This is a genomic window from Olsenella porci (assembly GCF_009695875.1).
In the GTDB taxonomy this organism is placed as follows: Bacteria; Actinomycetota; Coriobacteriia; order Coriobacteriales; family Atopobiaceae; genus Olsenella_H; species Olsenella_H porci.
In genome coordinates this window covers 39,836-60,057 of sequence record NZ_VUNC01000008.1, presented here as the reverse complement: position 1 = coordinate 60,057, position 20,222 = coordinate 39,836, and the positions used below count along the sequence as shown (strand labels likewise).

Below are 20,222 nucleotides of genomic sequence, written 5' to 3'. Positions count from 1 at the left end.
TTGGGCTCCCCTCTCGTCTTGGTGGCACACAAGCGGAGAAAGTTACTCTCGCTCGAGGCTTTCGGAAGAATCCGTAACCTGGTCGATTCGTCGCCTCCGCCGACCCTACAAATGCGGGGCCAGGGTCAGGCGAGAGGGACAGCCAACGTCGCCGCAGGTCAACCCGCTGGCAGTGGCGGGGTTCGGGGCCCTGTCCACCGCACCTCTCGACCTGTGGGGCGTACTGTTGTGAAGACAACAGTTTTATGGGGCGGATGCGTGTACCGTCGTTGCGACAACAGAGAACCCATCCCAAAGGAGCGACGAATGACCTCCCTTCAGAACGAGCTTGCCCACGCGACCATCGCGCTCGGCTCGACCATCACCGCCGCCATGGACGACGTACCCGGCTTCGTGCCCTGCGGCACCCCTGCACAGGTCGTGACCGATGCCCTGCGCGCCGCCAGCGCCCCCAAGGAGCCTGCGGGCATCTCCGAGCAGATCGGCCAGGTCCGCGGCTTCGTGGAGCACGTCGCCGGTCACCGTGCCGTCCCCGCCCACGAGGGCGCCGACCCCAGCGCGCTCTCTGCCGACGGGTCCAGGCTCCTCAACGTCCTGTTTGACTTTGCCTCGTCCCCGCTTGCGAGCGAGCCCTCCCCGCAGCTAGCCGAGTGGCTGTACCGTTCCCTCGGCGCGCTGGAATCTGGCAGCGACGACGCCATCCGCGCGATGCTCGACGCCGAGCCCAGGGCGTAGGTGCTCACTCTTTTTTAGGAGAGAAGAGCTAGGCATCCGCCTCGCGCCCACATCCGCTGGCTTCACGGCCCCTTCCGCGATAGATCGCGGAGGGGCCGTTTGGGTCTCGCGGGGTCGAAGGGCCTCTAACCTGCGGGAGAGACTTGAACTCCAAAATGCCACTAACCCCCAACCCACCACCCCGCATACGCGGAAAGCCGTGGGGAGGGGTCACGAGGACGTAGGTGACCCTTCTCCCCTTCTTCGGACTTTAAGTTCCGCAACGTCCGCGACGCCCGTTGCTGTCAGGGAAAATCAACCGCAATCACTACGACTGAGCCATGACGGGCGGCGCAACCGGCGGCAACCCGGAACGGCCGCCCCTCTCCCCTAGACTTTGCGCGGGGACGAGAGCGCACCCAGCTGCGAGACCAGCACCCCGGCGGCAACGACCACGAGCACGAGGTACGCGTTCCCCGTCCCCGCCATGGTCGACGCCGAAAGCTGCGAACCGCCGGCTGCGGACTGTGACGCCTGCACGATGGTGGTCACGACGCTGGTCCCCACGGCTCCGGAGAGCTGCTGCAGCGTGTTGATGACGGCGTTGCCGTCGGGGCGCTCGGAGCCGGGCAGGAACGACAGTCCGTTGGTCATGGTGTTGCCGATGGAGAGGCCCTGCCCAAACGCGAACAGCACGTAGATTCCCATGGCGCCCGCCGTCTGGAGCCCGGCGCCGCCGGCGGTGACCAGGAACAGCACGTTGGCGGCGAGCATGCACAGGCTCCCCACGAGGATCGGCGGCCTTGCCCCCAGCGTGTCCAGCATCTTGCCGGAGAGCGGGGCGAGAAGCGCACCCACCACGCAGCCGGGGAGGAGAATCGAGCCAGCCTCGGTGGCCCCGTGGCCCATGACCAGCTGCGAGTAGTTGGGGAGCAGGAAGCTCAGGCCCAGCACGCAGAACTGGACCAGCACCAGGGCGAGGACGGAGAGCGAGAAGCCGCGGCGGGAGAACACGTTGGGCGAGACAAGCACGGCCCTCCCGTCGCGGGCGCGCTCCCTGGTCCTGCGCAGGAACAGGGCGAGAAGCACCACGAACGCCACGAGGAGGGCTATCACGTCGGGGCTGTCCCAGCCCCTCTCGCCCGCACCGCTGGTCGCGAACACGAGGGAGGCAAACGACGCCACGAGCGTGACCCAGCCGGCAACGTCGAACGGGGCGGGACCGGTCTGGTGGCTCTGGCGGATGGTCGTCGCCCCCATCACGAGCGCGACGGCGAGGACGGGCAGCAGCCCGATGAAGATCCAGCGCCACCCCAGGTTCTCGGCGACCCACCCGCCGAGCGACGGCCCAATGGCGGGCGCCATGGCGGTGACGAAGCTGCCGACGCCCATCATGGTACCCATGTTCTGGAGCGGTGCCTGCTCCTGGATGATGTTGAACATGAGCGGCAGCGCGATGCCGGTGCCGCATCCCTCGAGGATGCGGCCGCACAGCAGCATGGGAAAGCTCTGAGCACACGCCCCGCACGCGATACCCGAGATGTAGAACACCATGGCGACCAGGAACACGCGCCTTGTGGGGAAGCGGCGCGACATCCAGGCGGAGGTGGGCACGATCGCCGCGAGCACGAGCAGGTAGGACGTGGTCATCCACTGCACGGTCGAGGTACCCACGTGGAACTCGGCCATGAGGGTGGGAAACGTCACGTTCATGGCGGTCTCGACCACAACCCCCGAGAACGACATGATGCCCGCCGCCACCACGGACAGCACCAGCCTGACGTCCAGCCTTCGCTCGTATTCCATTTTGCAGTCCCTTCGAATCTTCCGGTACGCAACGGGAGACTCTAGGCCATGTTCGTCAGCGCGAAGGCCTCGGGACCCAACCTGAACGAAGGCTGACTGTCAGCCACGGAGCCCACGTCCGAGCGTGGCGAGAAGCGCCACCCCCGGGAGCAGCGCCAGCACGGCCGCCGTGCCGCCGTCGAGCCGTCCCTGCATCCCGAGCACGACCATGGGGATGCCCAGCGTGACGAGCAGCGCGACCATGGTCGCCCACGAGCCGCGCCCCGGCCGCGCGGTGGGCCCGAGGATGGCGCGCATCTCCCCCAACGGGAAGGCGACCATCGCGACGAGGCCGACGGCGCAGGCAACCGCCCGTGCCACGGGACCGAGAAGCTCGCACACCTGGAACACGACGCCCAGCACGATGGCCGTGGCCAGCGCGCCACCCGCAAGCCTGAGGATGAGGTCCCTCTCGTCCATGTAGCCCGCCTCCCCCGCCGGAACCAGGATCGTCTCGCCCGGCCGTTCTCGCACACTGCATATGTTCCCGCTGGGTCACGCAGGTTGCAGCTGGCAAACGAAAGACCGGCCAACAGCGTATCCCGTCAATGCCTTCACCTATATTTGTGCAGGCGCTTACGTGCGACCGCCCCGCGCTCGACGACGAGGCGGCAACGAGGAAAGGAGACGCATGGCGAGAGAGACGCGAGAGATCATTGGGGTGGACGACCGCGTGTCGGTCGGTCGCGCCATCCCGCTGGGTATCCAGCACATGATGAGCATGTTTGGCTCCACGGTGCTGGTCCCCGTGCTCACCGGGCTGGACCCCAACCTGGCGATCATGTGCTCGGGTATCGGCACCATCTGCTACCTGCTGGTCACGCGCAACAAGATCCCCAGCTACCTGGGCAGCTCGTTCGCGTTCATCAGCCCCATCGTGATCATCGGGGCGAGCAAGGGCCTGGACGCGGCGCTCTCGGGCGTCGTGGTGGCAGGCCTGGTGTTCCTGGCCGTGGCGGGCATCATCCACCTGGTGGGAACCGGCTGGCTCGACCGGCTGCTCCCACCCGTGCTAGTCGCCTCGGTCATGGTCGTGATCGGCGTGGGCCTCTCCGCCACCGCGGCCAAGATGGCGTTCCAGACCACCGCCGCCGACGGCACTACCAGCTTCTATGCGGCGGGCGCCATTGTCGCGGCGATCACGCTGCTCGCCGCCGTGGTCTTCTCCAGCATGGGCGGCCTCATCGGCACCGTGCCCGTCCTTCTCGCCATCATCGTGGGCTACCTGGTGGCCCTGGCCATGGGCATGGTCGACTTCTCGCCCGTGGTCCAGGCCGCCTGGATTGGCCTGCCCACCCTGCACCACCCGCAGTGGGACTGGGGCGCCGTCGCGCTCATCGGGCCGGTCGCCCTGGTCGTGGTGATCGAGCACATTGGCCACCTGCTTGCCGTGGGCGAGATCGTGGGCAAGGACTACCGCCCCATGCTGCCGCGCTCCCTTGCCGGCGACGGCATCTCCACGGTCATCTCGGGCTTCATCGGCGGACCCCCGACCACGACCTACGCCGAGAACATCGGCGTCATGAGCGTGACCCGCGTGTACTCCACGCAGGTCTTTTGGTACGCCGCCGGCTTCGCGCTGGTGGTGGGCGGCCTGTGCCCCAAGCTGGCGGCGCTCATACGCTCCATCCCCTCCCCGGTCATGGGCGGCGTGAGCCTGCTGCTGTTTGGCCTCATCGCGTCCAACGGCCTGCGCATGTACGTGACCAACAAGGTCGACTTTGGCATCAACCGCAACCTCATGATCGCCTCGGTGGTCGTGATCCTGGGCGTGGGCATGGAGACCTCCGGCATCTCCATCCCCATCGGCGACTACGCGCTGCCCGGCATGGCAACCTCCACGCTGGTGGGCATACTCATGAACCTGATCCTGCCCATGCCGGCAGACCCTGGCGAGGGCAAGGGCGTCGCTGCCGATGCAGCTGACGTTGAGGTCGAGGCCAAGGCGGATGGCAGGGAGGCTTCGCAGGCGAGATAGGCGTGGCATCGCGGGCCCGTGCCCGCTCACATGCTTGTCCGGCCAAGGCGGGGCCGTCGCAACCCAACGTGGGGGCGGCGGCCCCACTGCTGTAGGCGGGTGGTTGGGAGCAGTGGAATCATGACGGGGCTGGAGGCAGACGTGGAATCGGGAGTGACATGGAGAACGAGAAAGGGCTCAAAGAGGGCGGGGTCCTTTAGGGCAGTCGGGGGGTGACGGTCACGGTACCCCTCACCGTGCGCACGGGCGGGCGGGGGGGCGACGGTCACGGTGCGCTTTGCGCCATGCGAAGGCGGTCGCGACCGAAATGCCCAGGGCTTCTCCCCCACCGCACAGGTTAAGCCTCGACGCGCCTAACCTGCCCCGAGCTCGTGTGATCTGGGGCCCACGTGCTTAATGTCCCTAGCCCTCATGCTGATTCCACGCTGAAATGCTTAGACCTCTTAAACCTCTTGCACATTCTGCAACCGAATGCTTAACGTTCTTAGGCCTCGTGGTGATTTCGCCAGCACAACTCACATTGAGAGCTAGCGACGCTAAGCACCAGGCACCAAAATCCCCATGAGGCCTAGTGCGGCTAAGCACCAGGCATCCAGATCTACACGAGGGCTAGCATCGCTAAGCATCACGCGCCGGCATCCTCGAAGGATGGGTAACGCACCCAGGTCCACGCGGCTAACCGGGGGTAATTGCTTAGAGAAATCGGTGCCCGCACGGACAGTTGAGACAGCCCGTAGTGATTTTCGCAATTCGAGCAGGGGGAGAGACGCGCCGCCCCTCTCCCCCGCGCCATCACCCGCTGGTCGTGTACTCCACGTGGTCCAGGTCGGGCACGTGGACGCGGATCAGCCGCTCCACGCGCGTTCGATCATCCACCGAGAGCGCCTCGGACGTCCTCACGTGCGCCACCACCCGCGCGTCGCGGCCCGAGTGCCCCGCGTACTCCTCCCCCACGCTGTAGCCCTGCAGGCTGGGGCAGATGGCCTTGATCTCGTCTGCCGTGAGCGACGCCTCGTAGCGCTCCTCGGTGGGCGAGACTGACCTGCCCTGGGTGGCCTGCGCGCTCACCACGTTGCGCGTGAGCAGCACACAGGGGATGGCAAACACCACGGTCGCCGCCACGACCCTCCAGCGAATCCGACGCGCGCGCTCGCGGGTGGCGGCGGTCGCAACCTGCTTGGGCTCGCCGTCCTCACCCAGGTCGCGGGCGAGCGGCACGCGCAGGAGGAGGAGCACGAGCTCGCAGGCCAACGCGATGAACACCACGTTGATGGCGAACTCGTAGGTTGCGCCCAGGAAGCGCGTCAAGCTGCCCACTGCGATCCCGTAGCCCGCGGCGCAGAGCGGCGGCATCAGCGCGGTCGCCACCGCCACGCCAGAGATGATGGTCGCCGGCTCCTGGCGACGGGAGTTGCCGAGCCCACCCGCAAAGCCGCCGGCAAGGGCGATCATGAGGTCCCACACCGTGGGCGTGGACTTATCCAGGATCTGGCTCGTCTCGACCACCAACGGCGTGAGCCTAAAGTAGATGGTGGACGTGACCAGGCAGAACGCCACCTGCACCAGAAGGCCCTCCAGCGCGGTACGAAAGACCCTGCGGTCCGCAGTCGCCACCCCGTACGAGATGGCAAGGACCGAGTTCATGAGCGGGCATATGAGCATGGCGCCCACGATGGCCTCGGTCGAGTTGGTGTTGAGCCCGATGCAGGCGATGAGCATGGCCACCACCAGGATGCACAGGTGGGTGCCGTCCAGGCGGGCGCCGTTCACAAAACGGCGACGTATGACCAGGTACGAGGCGCGTCCCTCGCGGATGTTAAGGAGGTTCCTCAGGCGGCGCCTCAGCGTCGCGAACGCATGGGCAACGGGGCGCACACGCCGTCCCACGTTGCCGTCTGCCTTGCCCGAGCCTTGCGCCATGCCGTTCCCCCTCAAGCCGGGAGAGGAAACCTCTCGCCTGGCTTGGGATGTGCCGCGTTGGGGAGAGACCCTCTCACCCGTCCTTGTTCCCCAAAGAGCAGAGAGGAGACGGACTGAGACGCGTCGACGGCAGCTTAGGGGCGCCCGCACCCCGCGGGCATGCCAGGGCACTTTGGCGGGGCACCGTTGGCGGGAACCTCCGACGAACAACCACGCCCCTGGATCGGAGAACCTGCCGGCAACGCCGAACGACAGGGGCGTATGGCTTTTCCAGGCCGAACCACGGGGAAGGCTGTGACCCGCTACCTCGCCGCCAGCGCCGCGATGCCAAACGAGCCCGGGCCGGAGTGGCTGGCGATGACGCAGCCGGACTTGACCCACTCGATCTCCTGCGCTCCGTGGTCCAAGAGAATCTTCTCCACAACCGCACGCATCAGCGGATCAGGCGCGTTGCCCGAGGTATACGTGAGATTGACGCGCGAGAGGTCCATGGGTTCGCGCGTGACGAAGTCCTCCACCAGCTGGCCCACACACTTTACCATGGCGCCGCGGCGCTTCTTGGTAGCGACGAGCTTGCCATCGATTACCTCGACCGTAGGCTTAATGCGCAACAGCGTTGCTCCCAAAAAGGCGGCGTTGGAGAGCCTGCCGCCAGCGCGCAGGTAGTCGAGGTCGCCAGGAACGAAGGCAAAGCGAATGCGCCTCACCTGGTCGTCCACGAAGTCGACGATCTGCTGCTCGGTGGCGTCAGGGTCAACCTCGAGCATGCGCGCGACGTTGGTCACGACCAGACGCTGGGCGGACGACACCGCCTTGGTGTCGATCATCATGACATAGTCCCTGCCCTCGGCAGCCAGGTGCGCGCTGCGGAACGAGATGGTGGTCGCAGCAGAGTAGGCCAGGTAGAGGATCTTCGCCGTGGGGTAGGCAGCGTGCACGCGGTCGAAGGCCACCGTAAAGTCCTGCGGCGAACAGCCGGCGGTCTGGGGCAGCTTGCCCGTGGCCTTGTAGCTCTCGTAGAGCTCTTCGGGAGGAAAGCTGTCGTCGTCGCGCGACTGGTCGCCAAAGTTCACGTGCATGGGAACCACGACGATGCCGTGACGCCGGGCGGTCTCCTGGTGGATGTCGGATCCGGACTCGGCCATGAGGATGTAGTCTGCCATAGGACTCCCTCCGTGCGTGTTATTGAACACTCATTATGGCAGGAGTCCAAGTTTGAACGCATTTGCTCCGCTATGGCCCTACAACTTATTTGCGAACGGCACGTCGAGGCAGGCGAGAAGGGCGCGGCCCCTCGCTGAATCCTCCCGGGGCCGGCCTGTTTTCTCCCCTTTTCGGCATCACTCTCACCAGCGAGATTAAGCATCTCACGTGTCACTTCGCACGGGCACCGTGGCCCCGAAGCATCCGAGGGGCAAACCCCTCCTCCCGCTAGAACGGTGCCTTGGTCGAGCGGTGGATGCGAATCTCGTCCACCACGGCATCGGTCCGGTGCGTGAGCAGGTACTCCACGGCGTCCGCCATGTCGTCGGGCTCGATCATTGGCACGCTCGCCAGGTCGGGTCGGGCCTCTCCCACCATTGCCGTTCGCACGCCGCCGGGCGAGACCACATGAACGCGAATGCCCTGCTCGTACACCTCGTTTGCCAGCGACTTGCTCATGCCCAGGAGCGCGTGCTTGCTCGCAGCGTAGGCAGACTGCATGGGGTAGCCCTCGTGGGCGACCACCGAGCACACGTTCACGATCTCCGCCGCCGACGACTCGCGCAGCAGGGGGAGGCACTCGCGGCACAGGATGTAGGGGGCGCGCACGTTGGTTGCCAGGATGGCGTCGAGCTCGTCGGTCGTGGTCTCCTCCAGGCTCTTGCGGACCATGACCCCCGCGTCGTTCACCAGGACGTCCAGGCGACCGATGGTCTCGCGCACCTCTTGCACGAGGGAAACGATCGCCTCTGCGTCCGTGAGGTCACAGGGCATGGGATGAGCTGTCCTCCCCTTCTCCGCAACCATCGCGGCAGTCTCCTGTAACTTCGCGGCGTTCCTCCCCACGAGCACAATGTCGCAGCCCAGCTCCGCGAGCCGTACCGCGATTGCCCGCCCGATGCCCGAACCCGCACCCGTGACCAGTGCCACCTCTCCGTCGATGTCGTTGCGCATGGCAAGTCCCCTTTCCCCAAGGCCGTCGGATGCACCCATGGTAGCCCCGTCGCTGCCCGTGGCGCGGCTCCTCTCCCCTGTTTCCGGGAGGTGGCGGGAGACTCGCGCACGTATTTCCAGACACGACCGAGCGGCTAGAATCCCCTCAGGCGACGGCGATGGGAGGACGCGTGCCAACGAGGGTGCTACTTGTGGGAGGACGGGAGCGCTACCTGCGCTACCTGCCGACGGACGTTCCGGTTGCGATGGAGAGCGAGAAGGTCTTTGTGTCGCGCGACGCATCTGAGGACGAGGTCGTTGGGCGGGGACGCGGCTGCGAGTTCATGTCCGTGGACGCGATTGTGCCCGTGCGGGCGTCGGTCATCGACGAGCTGGCGGATGCCGGACTTCGCCTGATCCACTCCGAGGGCGTTGCCTACAACGCAATCGACGTCGAGGCAGCCGCACGGCGCGGGATTCCCGTCTGCAACTGCAAGGGTGCAAACGCGAGTGCGGTGGCGGAGCAGACCGTGATGCTCATGCTCGCAGCCCTGCGCGATGCCGCGTTCTGCGACGCCGCCGTGAGGGACGGCCGGCAGATGCAGGTGAAGGAGCAGATGATGCTGCGGGGCTACCGCGAGCTCGCGGACTGCCGCGTGGGACTCGTGGGGCTTGGCGACATCGGAACCCAGGTCGCACGGCACCTGCAACCGTTTGGCTGCGAGGTCGCCTACTGGTCGCGGCATCGGCGCAACGAGGGGACGGAGCGGGAGCTCGGGGTCCGCTACCTGCCGCTGGACGAGCTGCTGGCACAGAGCGACATCGTCTCCCTGCACGTGGCGGTCACCAACCAGACGCGCGGAATGGCAGGCGAGAGGTTCCTCTCCCTCATGCCCGAGGACTCCATCCTGGTGAACACCGCCCGCGGAGAGCTGGTGGACAACCACGCGCTCGCGGTCGCACTGGAGTCCGGCCACCTCGCCGGCGCCGGGATCGACACCCTGGCGCCCGAGCCGGTGACCTGCGACAACCCCGTGCTGCGCCTCTCTCCCCAGGCGATGCGCCACGTGGTCCTGTCGCCGCACATCGGGGGCAACTCCGCGGGGTGCTTTCGACGCGCACACCGCATGGTGTGGGAGAGCTTCCAGGACGTGCTCGACGGGCGCCGGCCCCAGTTCGTGGTCAACGGCGTGTAGCGGAGGTGCTTGAAGTCCCCCTCCCGTCTCGCGATGTCTGCAGGGGAGAAGTGCCGCCCGATCTCCCCCCAACCCCTCCCGCCGGCAGCAAGCGCGTCCCGCGCGTACGCGCGGGACGAGGTCTCCGGCATGGGCTTGCTTCGCCGACACGCGCTCCCCCGGCAGGGACTCGCTCGCGCGTGCGCCCCGGGAGGCCGGGCGGCCGTCGGGCGAGAGGGGCGTCCCGGCGTTTGGGCGGGTGGACGGCCTGACGATTTGTAGCCGCTCCCCGCTGGTGGCAGAAGACTCCCTGCGTGGGCACTCCCCGCGGGCGAGTTGCTGCCATGGGTCGATTGCTGATTCCACTCCCTCACCGCTGAACCCGGCAGAACACCCGGACAGCGGTAAGGCTGACTGTCTCCACCCTCATAGACCACGAGGAACAAGGAGCGTCCAACGCTGACGCGATTGACGTCACGTACTTCAAGCAACGAGGGCGGCAGTGGGACGACGATTACCGTTCGACGAGCATCACTCGTACAGCCTCTCGGCGTCCACGAATAACCAACCCTCTCCCATCTCTCTCTTGAGCTCGTTATCCAAGTGATTGCGCGAGAAGATTGCATAGGTCGTGGAGTCATACGCCCCCAGCAGCTCCGCACGGTGAGAGAGGTCCTTTGCCACTTGTCGGACGTCGAACCGATTGCGCCACTTGCACTCCCCCACCAACAGCTCGCCCCTGCGTTCGTTCGCGGCAACGACGTCTATGTCAGTCTGTTCATGAGCCGAGGGGTCAGTCCCCCACCAAGACCCAAAATGAACGGGCCGCAACGGCAGAGCACCTGCTTTTGCCTCTGCGACCACCCATTGCAAGCATATCTCCTCAAACCAGTGTCCGACGTAGGTGGGAATGTCACTGCTTCCCAGGAGGTCGTGGGCGACCAGCTCCCCTGCATCCATCTCGATTGAGTCAAGCTCCGGCTGTACAAAGCGATACCAGAAGGAGAACGCGGGCTCGCTGATTCGGTAGATACCCCTCCGCGACCTCTCCCTACTCTCCCCAAACGGGACGCGCTTCTCCACGAGCCGCATCGCGACGAGCGTCCTCAGATATTTGGTCAAGGAAGACCGCTCCTCACCTATTCGATCGGCAATTAGCTGCGGCTTGTTTGCCCCGGAGGCAATCGCGTCCAAGATGGAGCTATAGATTGCGGGCTCCCGCAGCTCTTGCCTCAGGAGCATGAGCGGCTCCTCGTAGAGCAGGCCCTCCTTGCGAAAGAACAACTCCTCGACATTGGTGAAGAAGTTCTCCCCAGGGTCGACCATCGACAGATAGTACGGAGTCCCACCAAACGTTGCGTAGTACCGAACTAGGTCATCGCGGCTCACCCCTGGAAGCATGAGCGCCGCCTCGCGATAGCCAAATGGCGCAAGGTGAATCTGTGCCGTACGGCGACCAAACAACGGGTTCTTCTCGCCCAGACTCCTTTGGACCCCCCGAGACCCCAGAACCTCCTCTTCCATGAACCCCTGGTTGCTTCCGGTAAGAATCATGAATACGTTCGTCGCGGAAAAGTACCTATCACAGGCGATCTGAAGCGTGGAAACGAGACCCGTATTCCTCTGGGCGGCATAGGGGAACTCGTCGAATACCACTACCAGATGCTGGTCTCCCACTTCGCTCGCCACGAACCGCAGGGCATCCTCCCACGTGTCAAACGAGCCAACGCCACGTGGGAGGCCAAAGTGCCCGTATATTGCGAGCGAGAAATCCGCGAGGTTCATAGAGTCACTCTGGACCTTCGCAGTAAAGGAGAGCGTAGGCTTGCCTTGGGTAAACCGCATCGTTAGAGCCGTCTTGCCAACCCGTCGCCGGCCGTAGAGAACGACCATCTGAAATCCGCCCTTTTTGTACAGGCGCTCGAGCTCGGCAAGCTCGTTTTCACGACCGACAAACATGGCCTTTCCCCTCCCCGCTTGGAGTTCTTTGTATGATTACGTTCATACTACTCGTAATCATACAATTTGAGAGTCGGCAGGGGGCGCGCTCCCCTGGACGGCGGGCGGGGTGGCGGCGGGAGCCCGACGCGGGCGGCCTGGAGGGCGGGCCGTCGGCGACGGGCCGAGACGGCCCGGCGTCTGCCCAGGCGGCATGCCCGACGGTCGCCGCAGCCGCAACCTCGATTGCAGAGGTCTCCCGATGTGCGCGCACACCTCGGGAGTTCCTTGCCATCCCGCCGCCGCCTCAGGCCCAAATGGCAGGGGAAGCCAGACTTGAGCGCTCATGTCGGGCGTCTCTCGCCAAGGCCGGGGACCGATGGTCCGCCGACTGGTCGAACGGGGGACTGCCCTCAGCTCGGGGGCAGGGGGGTCGCTCACATCGGGACCTGGCTGCCATGATCCGACCGTTGACGATGCCCGCCTCCACCGGACGTGCACGGCAGGGGCGCGGCGGGTAGCAGCTGTTCCGGGGGGCGCTCTCGCCGCGTTTGCCCTCCGGCTATCCCCGTCCTTAGGCTCCGACCGGCAGGAGCTCGCTCGCGCGTGCGCCCCGGGAGGCCGGGCGACCGTCGGGCGAGAGAGTCGTCCCGGCGCTTGGGCGGATAGACGGCCTGGAGATCTATAGCCGCTCCCTGCTGGTGGCAGAAGGCTCCCCGCGCAGGCACATCCCGCGGGCGAGTTGCCGCCATGGGTCGATTGCTAATGCCAGGAGCCAGGTCCGCACGGGACTCACCTCGATGAGGCTCCGGGAAGAAAGAGGAGTGACGGCCTCTTCCCCTTCTTAGACTTCACGGGAAACCACTCCGGAGTGCGCATGGGCATCATGATGTCGCCACCCACGTCGAAGTGGTCGATGCAGCCGGCCGCCGCGACCGGCAGGAAGGTCCCGTGGAACTTGAGGCTGCGGATGGCGTTGACCATCATGTACTGGTTGCCGGAGGTGTCCAAGGTGGCGTCAACGCCAGCGGGGCTTGCTCGCACCGCGGACCAAGGCGATCGCGCGGCGGGCGTGGGGCGAGGGTGATTCATCCGATGGAATTATCGGATACGCTCGAGTGGGGCGCGGTGACCGTTCCGCGAACGAGCTGCCAACGCGCCCGGACGCGGAATGACCATGCCCGTGCAGTCCGGTGCGCTGTCTGGCGGCATACGCAAGGAGGCAAGCACTGCGATCGCAGGGCAGGACCCTCAGTCCCGCGCTCCCCCCGGGCCCACGCCGCGCACGCCGAGAACCGCGGCGAGGCTCTTCCTAAAGGCAACGCGCCAATCGAGCAACCCACGGCTGATGCACCAGTAGCAGAAGTAGCCCGTGAACATACGGTCCGTCGCCTCGCGGAGCTGCCTGGCGTCGGAAGGGTTGTCAAACTCCCCGCTGGCCTGGCCACGCTCGATGATCGAGGTCATGGTGCGGCTGAGATAGGGTCGCTCGTCCAGGCTGTGGTGGTCCTCGCGCAGGTTGGTGATGAGCATGCGCCGCATGAGCTCCTCGCCAGCGCCCTCGGTCTCGTCGGCTATGGTGTCATAGCAGATGAGCAGCTGTTCCCACGCGCTCGTCGTTCCAATGAGCTCTCCAAGCTGGTCCCCAAGGCGCTCTGACACGCCATCGTAGAGGTTGACGATGATGTCGTCCTTGGAGTGGAAGCGGCTGTAGAAGGTCGGCTTGCTGATGCCACAGGCGTCGCAGACGTCCTGGACCGTGACGTTGGAGTACCCGCGCTCCTTGAAGAGCGAGAGCGCAGTCTCTTGGATTTGCTGCCTGTCCAATGCCCCTCCAAAGCTCAGACGATTACCAACCAACAGCTTCGCACCAGCGTCGTTCCAACGCAGTGAGAAGGGCTCGCATGAGCGCGCCGCAGTCGCCGCGACCATGCCGCCCTCATGATTATGTGCGAACGACCACGACGTCGCGTGTGCCGGCAAGAGAATATCAGCATCCTGAACTTACTTGGGTAAGGTCTTCCCTTACTATAGTCATACACCGATGCGCCAACGGGGACGAAGGTTGCATGCCGTCGCACGCCAGGGCAGGCAGGGGGCAAGCCATCTGACGATGGGACAACGTCGTCATCATGTCAGCGCCAAGTCGCACCACAAGGTCGCGATATCCCGAGGAGAGGGGAAAGCATGGACCACAGCGCACTGTTCACTCCGTTTTCCGTCGGCAGGATGCGGGTCAAGAACCGCATCGGAATGAGCCCGATGGGCACCAACTCCGCCTTCACAAACGGCAGGAAGGACGAGCAGGAGGTCGACTACTTCATCGAGCGAGCCAAGGGCGGCACCGGCGTCATCTTCATGGGCTGCCAGATGCTCAACGCGAAGGTCGCCCAGGGCTCGATGGAGGGTTACCTTGACTCCTTCACCGTTCTGCCCTCGCTCACGTCCGTCTGCGATGGGGTCCATCGCTACGGTGCCAAGATCGTGTGCCAGATAAGTCCCGGCACGGGCCGTAACGCGTTCCCGGACACCTTTGGCAACCCGCCGATCTCGTCGTCCGACACGCCCTCGGTCTTTGACCCGAGCGTCAAGTGCCACGCGCTCACCAAGGACGAGATCGCCGGCATCATGGATGGCTTCCGCTTTGCCGCCGGCGTCGCACGTGACGCGGGCTACGACGCAATCGAGGTGCACGCCCACGCAGGCTACCTCATCGACCAGTTCATGAGCCCGGTATGGAACCACCGTACCGACGAGTATGGCGGCACCCCGGAGGGCTTCGCCCGCTTCCCGGTCGAGATCGTCCACGCAATCAAGGACACGGTGGGCGATGCCCTGCCCGTCATCTTCCGCATCTCGCTCGACCACCGCTTCCCCGGTGGCCGCACCATCGAGGACTCCGTCGCCCTGCTCAAGATCCTGGAGCGCGAGGGCGTGGACGCCTTCGACGTGGACGCAGGCTGCTACGAGTCGCTCGACTACATCTTCCCTCCCAGCTACCTGGGAGAGAGCTGCATGAGCTACGTCTGCGACGCCGCGCGCAAGGCGGTGAGCGTTCCCCTCTTCACGGCAGGCACCCTCAACCCGGACGACGCGACCAGGCTCGTCGAGAGCGGCACGGTCGACTTCGTGAACTTTGGCCGCGCGCTCATCGCCGACCCCTACCTGCCCGTCAAGCTGCAGCAGGGCCATCCCGAGGACGTGAGGCCCTGCCTGCGCTGCAACGAGTACTGCATCGGCCGCATCTGGAACAGCCACACCAAGCTCAGCTGCGCCGTGAACCCCTCCGCGATGGAGGAGGTCCGCTTCAGGGTCGCACGCACCAACTCTCCCAAGGACGTCGTGGTCGTGGGCGGCGGCGTCGCGGGGATGGAGGCGGCGCGCGTTGCCGCCATCGAGGGGCACCGCGTCACGCTCCTCGAGGCACGCGACCACCTGGGGGGCACCGCCGGGGACATCAGCAGCGCCTCCTTCAAGCTCAACATCCGCAAGCTGGTCGAGTGGTACAGGGTGCAGCTCGACAAGTACAAGGTGAATGTGAGGCTCAATCACGCGGTCAGCGCGGACGACCCGCTGCTGGAGTCCGCCGACGCAATCGTCGTCGGCACCGGAGCAAAGCCCGTTGCCCCCAAGATCCCCGGCCTCGACGGCGCCAACGTGGTCCCTGTGCTCGACTTCGAGCGCGAGACGAGCCGCGCGACCGGCGAGAGGGTCGTCGTCTGCGGCGGTGGAGCCTCCGGGCTCGACTGCGCCCTCGAGCTTACCGCCGACCTCGGCAAGAGGGTGACCGTGGTAGAGATGCTGCCCGAGTGCGGCAAGGACGTCTTCTTCATCAACAAGATCACGCTCATGCGGCGCCTCCAGGAGGGTGGGGTGGAGCTCCGGACCTCCAACAAGGTCGTCTCCATTGACGCTACGGGCGTGACGGTCGAGCTCGCCGACGGCTCTCGCGAGCACCTGGACGCGGATTGCGTGATCGACGCCTTCGGCATGCGCCCCGACACCACGCTCGCCGACGCCATCGACGCGCGCTACCACGATAAGACCCGTGTGGTGGGAGACGTCCGTCGCCTTGGCAAGATCGGCGATGCCATCCGTGACGGCTTCTATGCCGCCACCAGCCTGGACATGGACCTCTACATCTAGGCAAGCAAGTAGGCAAGCGAACGAACGAGGAGAGGGCGGGACGTCCCAGATGGGTGCGTCCCGCCCTACGTTGTGGGGTCTCTCTCCCCTGCCCTCCCGAAACGTACGACGGGGATACGAGACGCATACCATGGGACGGAATAGACGCATCGGGCTGGCGCGAGACGCCCGTCCGAAACCGGAGGACAGCGATGGAAGGGGCTGGCAATGACACCAGAGGAGTTTGACGAGGCGGCACGCTACTGGACAAAGCGAGAGTCCGCTTCCGCCCGCATGCCCGAAGAGGAGCTGCGACAGGCAATTGACGCGTTTCTCGGCACGCACGATGTCTGCGCCCTGGCAACGGCATCGAGCGACCTCGTCCGCTGCACCCCACTCGAATACTCGTACCGAAACGGAAGGTTCTGGATCTTCTCCGAGGGTGGCCTCAAGTTCCACGCCCTGAAGGAGAATCGAAGCGTGTGCCTTTCTGTATTCAACCCCTCGTGCGACTTTGGAAAGCTCGAGAGTGTGCAGGTCACGGGTACCGCAGAGATTGTCGACCCCATGCGAGAGGAGTACGGGCGAGCGGCGGAGGCGAGGGGACTCACCGGCGAGTCGCTCGAGCGCATGCGCACGCGGCTTCACCTGATCGAGGTGACGCCCTTGCGCATCGACTACCTGTGCAGCGCCCTACGAAAGCGCGGGTTCGACGCACGTCAGTGGCTTGACCTGGGCGAGTAGGACCTACAACAGGCGAGATTACCGCGCAATACGAGAGGCCCATTTCCACACCTCGCCCGACAGAGTCACGATGCAGATCCGAAACTTTGCCGACAAGGGCTAGGCGGATCTCGTTTTGACGCTTTGGGACTCACGTTCCCCTCCCCTGCCGCGTCGCAAACCGCCATTTTTGGCCGTTTGCGATTTCGCGTTTAGCCATTTCTGGCGATTTGCGACTTCGCATTTGACCAAATATGGCTGTTTGCGAGATCCCGCAAGACGGCACACTTCCGGGCGGAGCCGCGCCACGCTTGGCAGACGCCCCACCAGTGTGAGAGGTGCCGTTAGCCTGCCCACCCAGAGCGTCCTACCTTGTTACAAAAGACGACCCCCGGACGAGTCGAGTTCGTCCGGGGGTCAAGGCCTGGGAAGGCCAGGGGGTGAGAAAGGGCGTAGGAAAGAGCCTACTGAATCGACGTGGAGTTGGCCTGGATGGTCTTGATGGCGTCGACCGTCTCGGCAATGTCAGTCTGGGCGAGGGTTGCCTTGCCGAGCTCGTTGCCCATGTCGATGGTGATGGTGCCGTCATCGTTCTTGGCAACTCCGAAGGTGAGGGTGTTGCCGGAGAGCTCGTCGGTGATGGTGACGAGGTTCTCGCCATCCTGCTGCGTCACGGTGGCGGGACCCATGAAGCTCACGTTAGCCTGGTTGTCAGCGTCGAGGAAGAAGATGCCGGTCTTGGAGCCGTCGTCATTGCCCACGTAGTAGACGGTCTCGCCTGCCTCGGAGGCACCCATGTAAGCCTCGGTAATCTCGCTCGTGGAGATGGAGTAGCTCTGGCCGGCGGAGCTGCTCGCGGAGCTATCGGCGGCCGTGGAGTCGCTCGACGCGGCGCTGTCTGCGGTTGCCTCCTCGGTCGCGGTGCTATCGGAGTCAGTGGACTCGGCAGCCGCGCTTGCGGAGTCAGAGGAGCTGGAGCCGCCGCAGGCCGTGAGGGCGAGAGGAGAGGCGGCCAGTGCGAAGGCGAGACCGATGGTGACGAAGCGATTCGTGTTGAGCATTGCGATTCCTTTCTCTCAGAGCATCTGGTTGGTTGGGCTCGTTGGTAGGCGTGCCCGAACTTCTGAAAGGAATCCTATAGAAGGGCCGATGAGTCTACATCATTCCAAAGTATGAGACGGCTTGACAATATGTAGGCTCGGTGGGAAGACAGGGGGACGTGCCAAAGCCCTGTCCCCTGTCTCATGCCCTACACCAGGTGAAGGCGCCGAGCTTCGCTTGCGGCCTGCGAGCGACGACTCACATCAAGCTTCGCAAGGATGTGGCTCACGTGCGTCTTTACCGTGGGAAGCTTGATGCTCAAGATCTCGCCGATCTCGGCATTGCTCTTGTCGCTGCAAATCAGGCGTAGCACCTGGAGTTCCGTGTCGGTGAGGGGCTCTGTTGGGCCCGAGGGCACCGCCATGAAGTTGGGGTAATGCGTTGCCTGCACACGCGTGGTCTTGATGAGACGTGACACCTGACTGGGATCGACGCCCATCTCCTCGGCATGCTTTTGCGTTTCGATGAGAAGCGGCAGCACGGCAGCCCCGTAGGTCGAGATGGTGCGCACATAGCCAAAGCGCTTTGCCATGTTGAGAGCCCGGACCATCCATTTCCTCCAGTCACCCTTGTTGCTTCGCCATGTGGCAATTGCGGCAAGGACGCTGTAGTTGATGAAGTCAATGAAGATGTCACGGGACTGCACGTATTCGCTGAGCGTGGACATGAGGCGCAGGGCCTCGTCGTAGCGGCACTCAGAGATCAGAACCTGGCTCACGGTCTTGTAGATGTAGCGGTTCAGGAAGTCGAGGGGCTTCGAGAGGTCTGGCTCGTTCTCCTCGAGCCATGCGTGAGCGCGTTCCGTCTGGTTCAAACGCAGCCAGATGCGGCAGCGCATGGCATCGAGGTTTGCGATGATGCGCCCGCACTCGTGTGGCTTCACCTGCAACAGGTGCCTGCGCTGGAGGTCGAGAAGGGAGAGTGCCTGTCGCGCGTCACCTTGGTCGACGAGGTTCCTGCACTCAATGCCCGTTGCGGCAAACTCGACTGAGGGGTCTCCGTTACGCCTGATCTTGGGGAGGACGGCGTTGACCTTGGAGATGTACGGCGTGACATCCTCGCCTTTCTCGAACTTGCTCTCGCACAAGGCCACCTCGGTGCAGCCCATGGCAAGCCTGCCAAGCGCCCGCCCGGCTAGCTTGCCAATGAGGATGCAGGTCTCTTCGTCTGAGGAAACCCAGGGGCTGAGGTCACGCCCGCCGTTGATGACACTGGGCATTGCGCTTGTCATGGACGGCATGAGCTCGGGATCGTTGCTGGCATTGACCCTCGCGAGTGCGGCCACGGCGTCGGTGAGACTGGTCAGCCGCCGGTGGGGCAGCGCGATGTCGAGGTACGCGAGGTTGGCGTTGGCGATCTTGAGCTCCTCGGGCGTTCGCTGGGGCGCATGCGCGTAGTCCTCGAGCTCCGAGTACCAACGCTCGGAGCCAACGGTGTCCATGAGCATGGAGTCCAGGAGGCTCATGATGCGCATGAGCCTGGGGGATGCGCACACAACGTCCTCGGGCAAGGCGTGATAGTAGTGCTCGAGCTCACAATAGCTGCCGTTTCCGGGGTTGAGCTTTGCGTGTTCCTCCAGGATGGCGAGCATGCGCTTGTTGTTCTTCGTGCGCGAGCACAGCTCCAGGGCCCTGATGTAGCTCCCGTGCGTCACGTAGTAGTCGACTGCGTGGTCGATGACGGAATAATACGAGGCGTCGTCATGCCGGCGCGTACGCTCCCACTCGAAGAACTTCCTTACGCCCGGGTTTACCGCCCATGCGTCACCCTCGGGGGTGACGAAGCATGTGGTGTGCTGGAGTACGTCGATAAGCTCCTTGCCGTCCTCCTCCCCAAGCACCCCCAAGACCAGATCCTTGTCGATGTAGTCAAAGAAGGGGACGAGCATCAAGAGCTCTTGCACCCTGGGGCTAAAGCGCCGCCTGAACTCCGCATCGAAGTAGCACATCACCTCTTTGAAGAGGCTTCTCTCCCAGGCGTCGCCATCGCCGCGCAGCATGTGGGCGACGGAGAGCGATACCGCCATGGGATAGCGAGACGTTACGTCGGCGATTCTCTCGACGAGCTCGGGCGTGGACGTAAGGTTGTTCGCGGCGAGGAGGTGCGCGATGTCCGTGTCCGTAAAGTACAGGTCCTCAGAGGTCACGACAAGCACTTCACCCTTGGCAAAGAACGGGGTGAGCCATCCGGGCATCGGTGCGCGGGACGTGAAGACAAAGCGCGTTCTGTCGCACTGCCTGATGACGGACGAGAGCTTCGACCCCTCTGCAGTCGAGAGGTCGTCATGGATGTTGTCCAGGAGGACGGCGTCATACCTGCTGGCGTTTTGCGTGGTCACGAGCTTGGTGACATCGTCCCTCTCGGCATCGATCTCAAGGACGTCCTGGTCCTGGAGCATGCGACGGGCAAACTCGGTCTTGCCAAAGCCCAGGGGTGCACATATAAACGCCAGGCGCGTGTAGCTCCACTGCGCCCAGATAATCTCGTCAAGCTCGAGGGCAACCATCTTTACCAAGGTAAACCACCACCCATAGAGATTTGCGACGCAGATGTCCTCGTCACCGATT

The 20,222-nt window shown here is 64.6% G+C and carries 15 protein-coding genes; 5 read left to right on the top strand and 10 right to left on the bottom strand.

The annotated features are described in order from the left end of the window. The first annotated feature begins 306 nt into the window (after positions 1 to 306). Positions 307 to 735 (top strand): hypothetical protein, encoded by a 429-nt coding sequence (locus FYJ68_RS09275; protein WP_154436005.1) that lies wholly within the window; start codon positions 307 to 309, stop codon positions 733 to 735. Positions 736 to 1,104: 369 nt separating this feature from the next. Here the strand turns inward: FYJ68_RS09275 and FYJ68_RS09270 are convergent, their stop codons facing one another. Beyond that, entirely contained in the window at positions 1,105 to 2,520 is a 1,416-nt protein-coding gene (locus FYJ68_RS09270; RefSeq protein ID WP_154436003.1) for a DHA2 family efflux MFS transporter permease subunit, read from the bottom strand. Positions 2,521 to 2,619: 99 nt separating this feature from the next. Continuing rightward, positions 2,620 to 2,979: a hypothetical protein gene (locus FYJ68_RS09265; RefSeq protein ID WP_154436001.1), complete on the bottom strand. Its 360-nt coding sequence runs from the start codon at positions 2,977 to 2,979 to the stop codon at positions 2,620 to 2,622. A gap of 211 nt (positions 2,980 to 3,190) precedes the next feature. On the opposite strand from FYJ68_RS09265, the gene FYJ68_RS09260 reads away from it, so the two are divergent. Then, positions 3,191 to 4,537, top strand: coding sequence for a solute carrier family 23 protein (locus FYJ68_RS09260; RefSeq protein WP_154435999.1), 1,347 nt, complete (start codon positions 3,191 to 3,193; stop codon positions 4,535 to 4,537). A 792-nt stretch (positions 4,538 to 5,329) separates the two neighbouring features. On the opposite strand, the gene FYJ68_RS09255 is transcribed toward FYJ68_RS09260, so the two are convergent. From FYJ68_RS09255 to FYJ68_RS09245, 3 genes are all read right to left on the bottom strand, one after another. Continuing rightward, a complete protein-coding gene (locus FYJ68_RS09255; RefSeq protein ID WP_154435997.1) occupies positions 5,330 to 6,457 on the bottom strand; it encodes a DUF389 domain-containing protein in 1,128 nt (375 codons plus the stop codon). A gap of 302 nt (positions 6,458 to 6,759) precedes the next feature. Continuing rightward, positions 6,760 to 7,620: a DegV family protein gene (locus FYJ68_RS09250; protein ID WP_154435995.1), complete on the bottom strand. Its 861-nt coding sequence runs from the start codon at positions 7,618 to 7,620 to the stop codon at positions 6,760 to 6,762. A 268-nt stretch (positions 7,621 to 7,888) separates the two neighbouring features. Beyond that, complete coding sequence (locus FYJ68_RS09245) at positions 7,889 to 8,614, bottom strand: SDR family NAD(P)-dependent oxidoreductase (protein ID WP_195837790.1); 726 nt, start codon at positions 8,612 to 8,614, stop codon at positions 7,889 to 7,891. A gap of 170 nt (positions 8,615 to 8,784) precedes the next feature. Here FYJ68_RS09245 and FYJ68_RS09240 point away from each other — a divergent pair, with 170 nt between their 5' ends. Next, the gene (locus FYJ68_RS09240; protein WP_195837789.1) at positions 8,785 to 9,789 is read left to right on the top strand and encodes a 2-hydroxyacid dehydrogenase; all 1,005 of its coding nucleotides are present in this window, start codon (positions 8,785 to 8,787) and stop codon (positions 9,787 to 9,789) included. Positions 9,790 to 10,299: 510 nt separating this feature from the next. Here the strand turns inward: FYJ68_RS09240 and FYJ68_RS09235 are convergent. The 3 genes from FYJ68_RS09235 to FYJ68_RS09225 all read right to left on the bottom strand — a co-directional run bounded on the left by FYJ68_RS09235 (position 10,300) and on the right by FYJ68_RS09225 (position 13,533). Beyond that, positions 10,300 to 11,727 (bottom strand): ATP-binding protein, encoded by a 1,428-nt coding sequence (locus FYJ68_RS09235; protein WP_154435989.1) that lies wholly within the window; start codon positions 11,725 to 11,727, stop codon positions 10,300 to 10,302. A gap of 771 nt (positions 11,728 to 12,498) precedes the next feature. Then, positions 12,499 to 12,750, bottom strand: a complete 252-nt coding sequence (locus tag FYJ68_RS10010; protein ID WP_229772167.1) for a hypothetical protein — start codon at positions 12,748 to 12,750, stop codon at positions 12,499 to 12,501. Positions 12,751 to 12,957: 207 nt separating this feature from the next. Continuing rightward, positions 12,958 to 13,533, bottom strand: coding sequence for a TetR/AcrR family transcriptional regulator (locus FYJ68_RS09225; protein ID WP_195837787.1), 576 nt, complete (start codon positions 13,531 to 13,533; stop codon positions 12,958 to 12,960). Positions 13,534 to 13,893: 360 nt separating this feature from the next. Between FYJ68_RS09225 and FYJ68_RS09220 the strand changes: the two genes are divergently transcribed. Then, positions 13,894 to 15,852, top strand: a complete 1,959-nt coding sequence (locus FYJ68_RS09220; protein WP_154435985.1) for an NAD(P)/FAD-dependent oxidoreductase — start codon at positions 13,894 to 13,896, stop codon at positions 15,850 to 15,852. Between the two features lie 207 nt (positions 15,853 to 16,059). Further along, on the top strand, positions 16,060 to 16,575 hold the full coding sequence (locus FYJ68_RS09215) for a pyridoxamine 5'-phosphate oxidase family protein (protein ID WP_154435983.1): 516 nt from the start codon (positions 16,060 to 16,062) through the stop codon (positions 16,573 to 16,575). 443 nt (positions 16,576 to 17,018) lie between these two features. Here FYJ68_RS09215 and FYJ68_RS09210 read toward each other — a convergent pair whose 3' ends face one another. Then, the gene (locus FYJ68_RS09210; protein WP_154435981.1) at positions 17,019 to 17,615 is read right to left on the bottom strand and encodes a hypothetical protein; all 597 of its coding nucleotides are present in this window, start codon (positions 17,613 to 17,615) and stop codon (positions 17,019 to 17,021) included. Positions 17,616 to 17,803: 188 nt separating this feature from the next. After that, on the bottom strand, positions 17,804 to 20,161 hold the full coding sequence (locus FYJ68_RS09205) for a helix-turn-helix transcriptional regulator (protein ID WP_229772174.1): 2,358 nt from the start codon (positions 20,159 to 20,161) through the stop codon (positions 17,804 to 17,806). Positions 20,162 to 20,222: the final 61 nt, after the last annotated feature.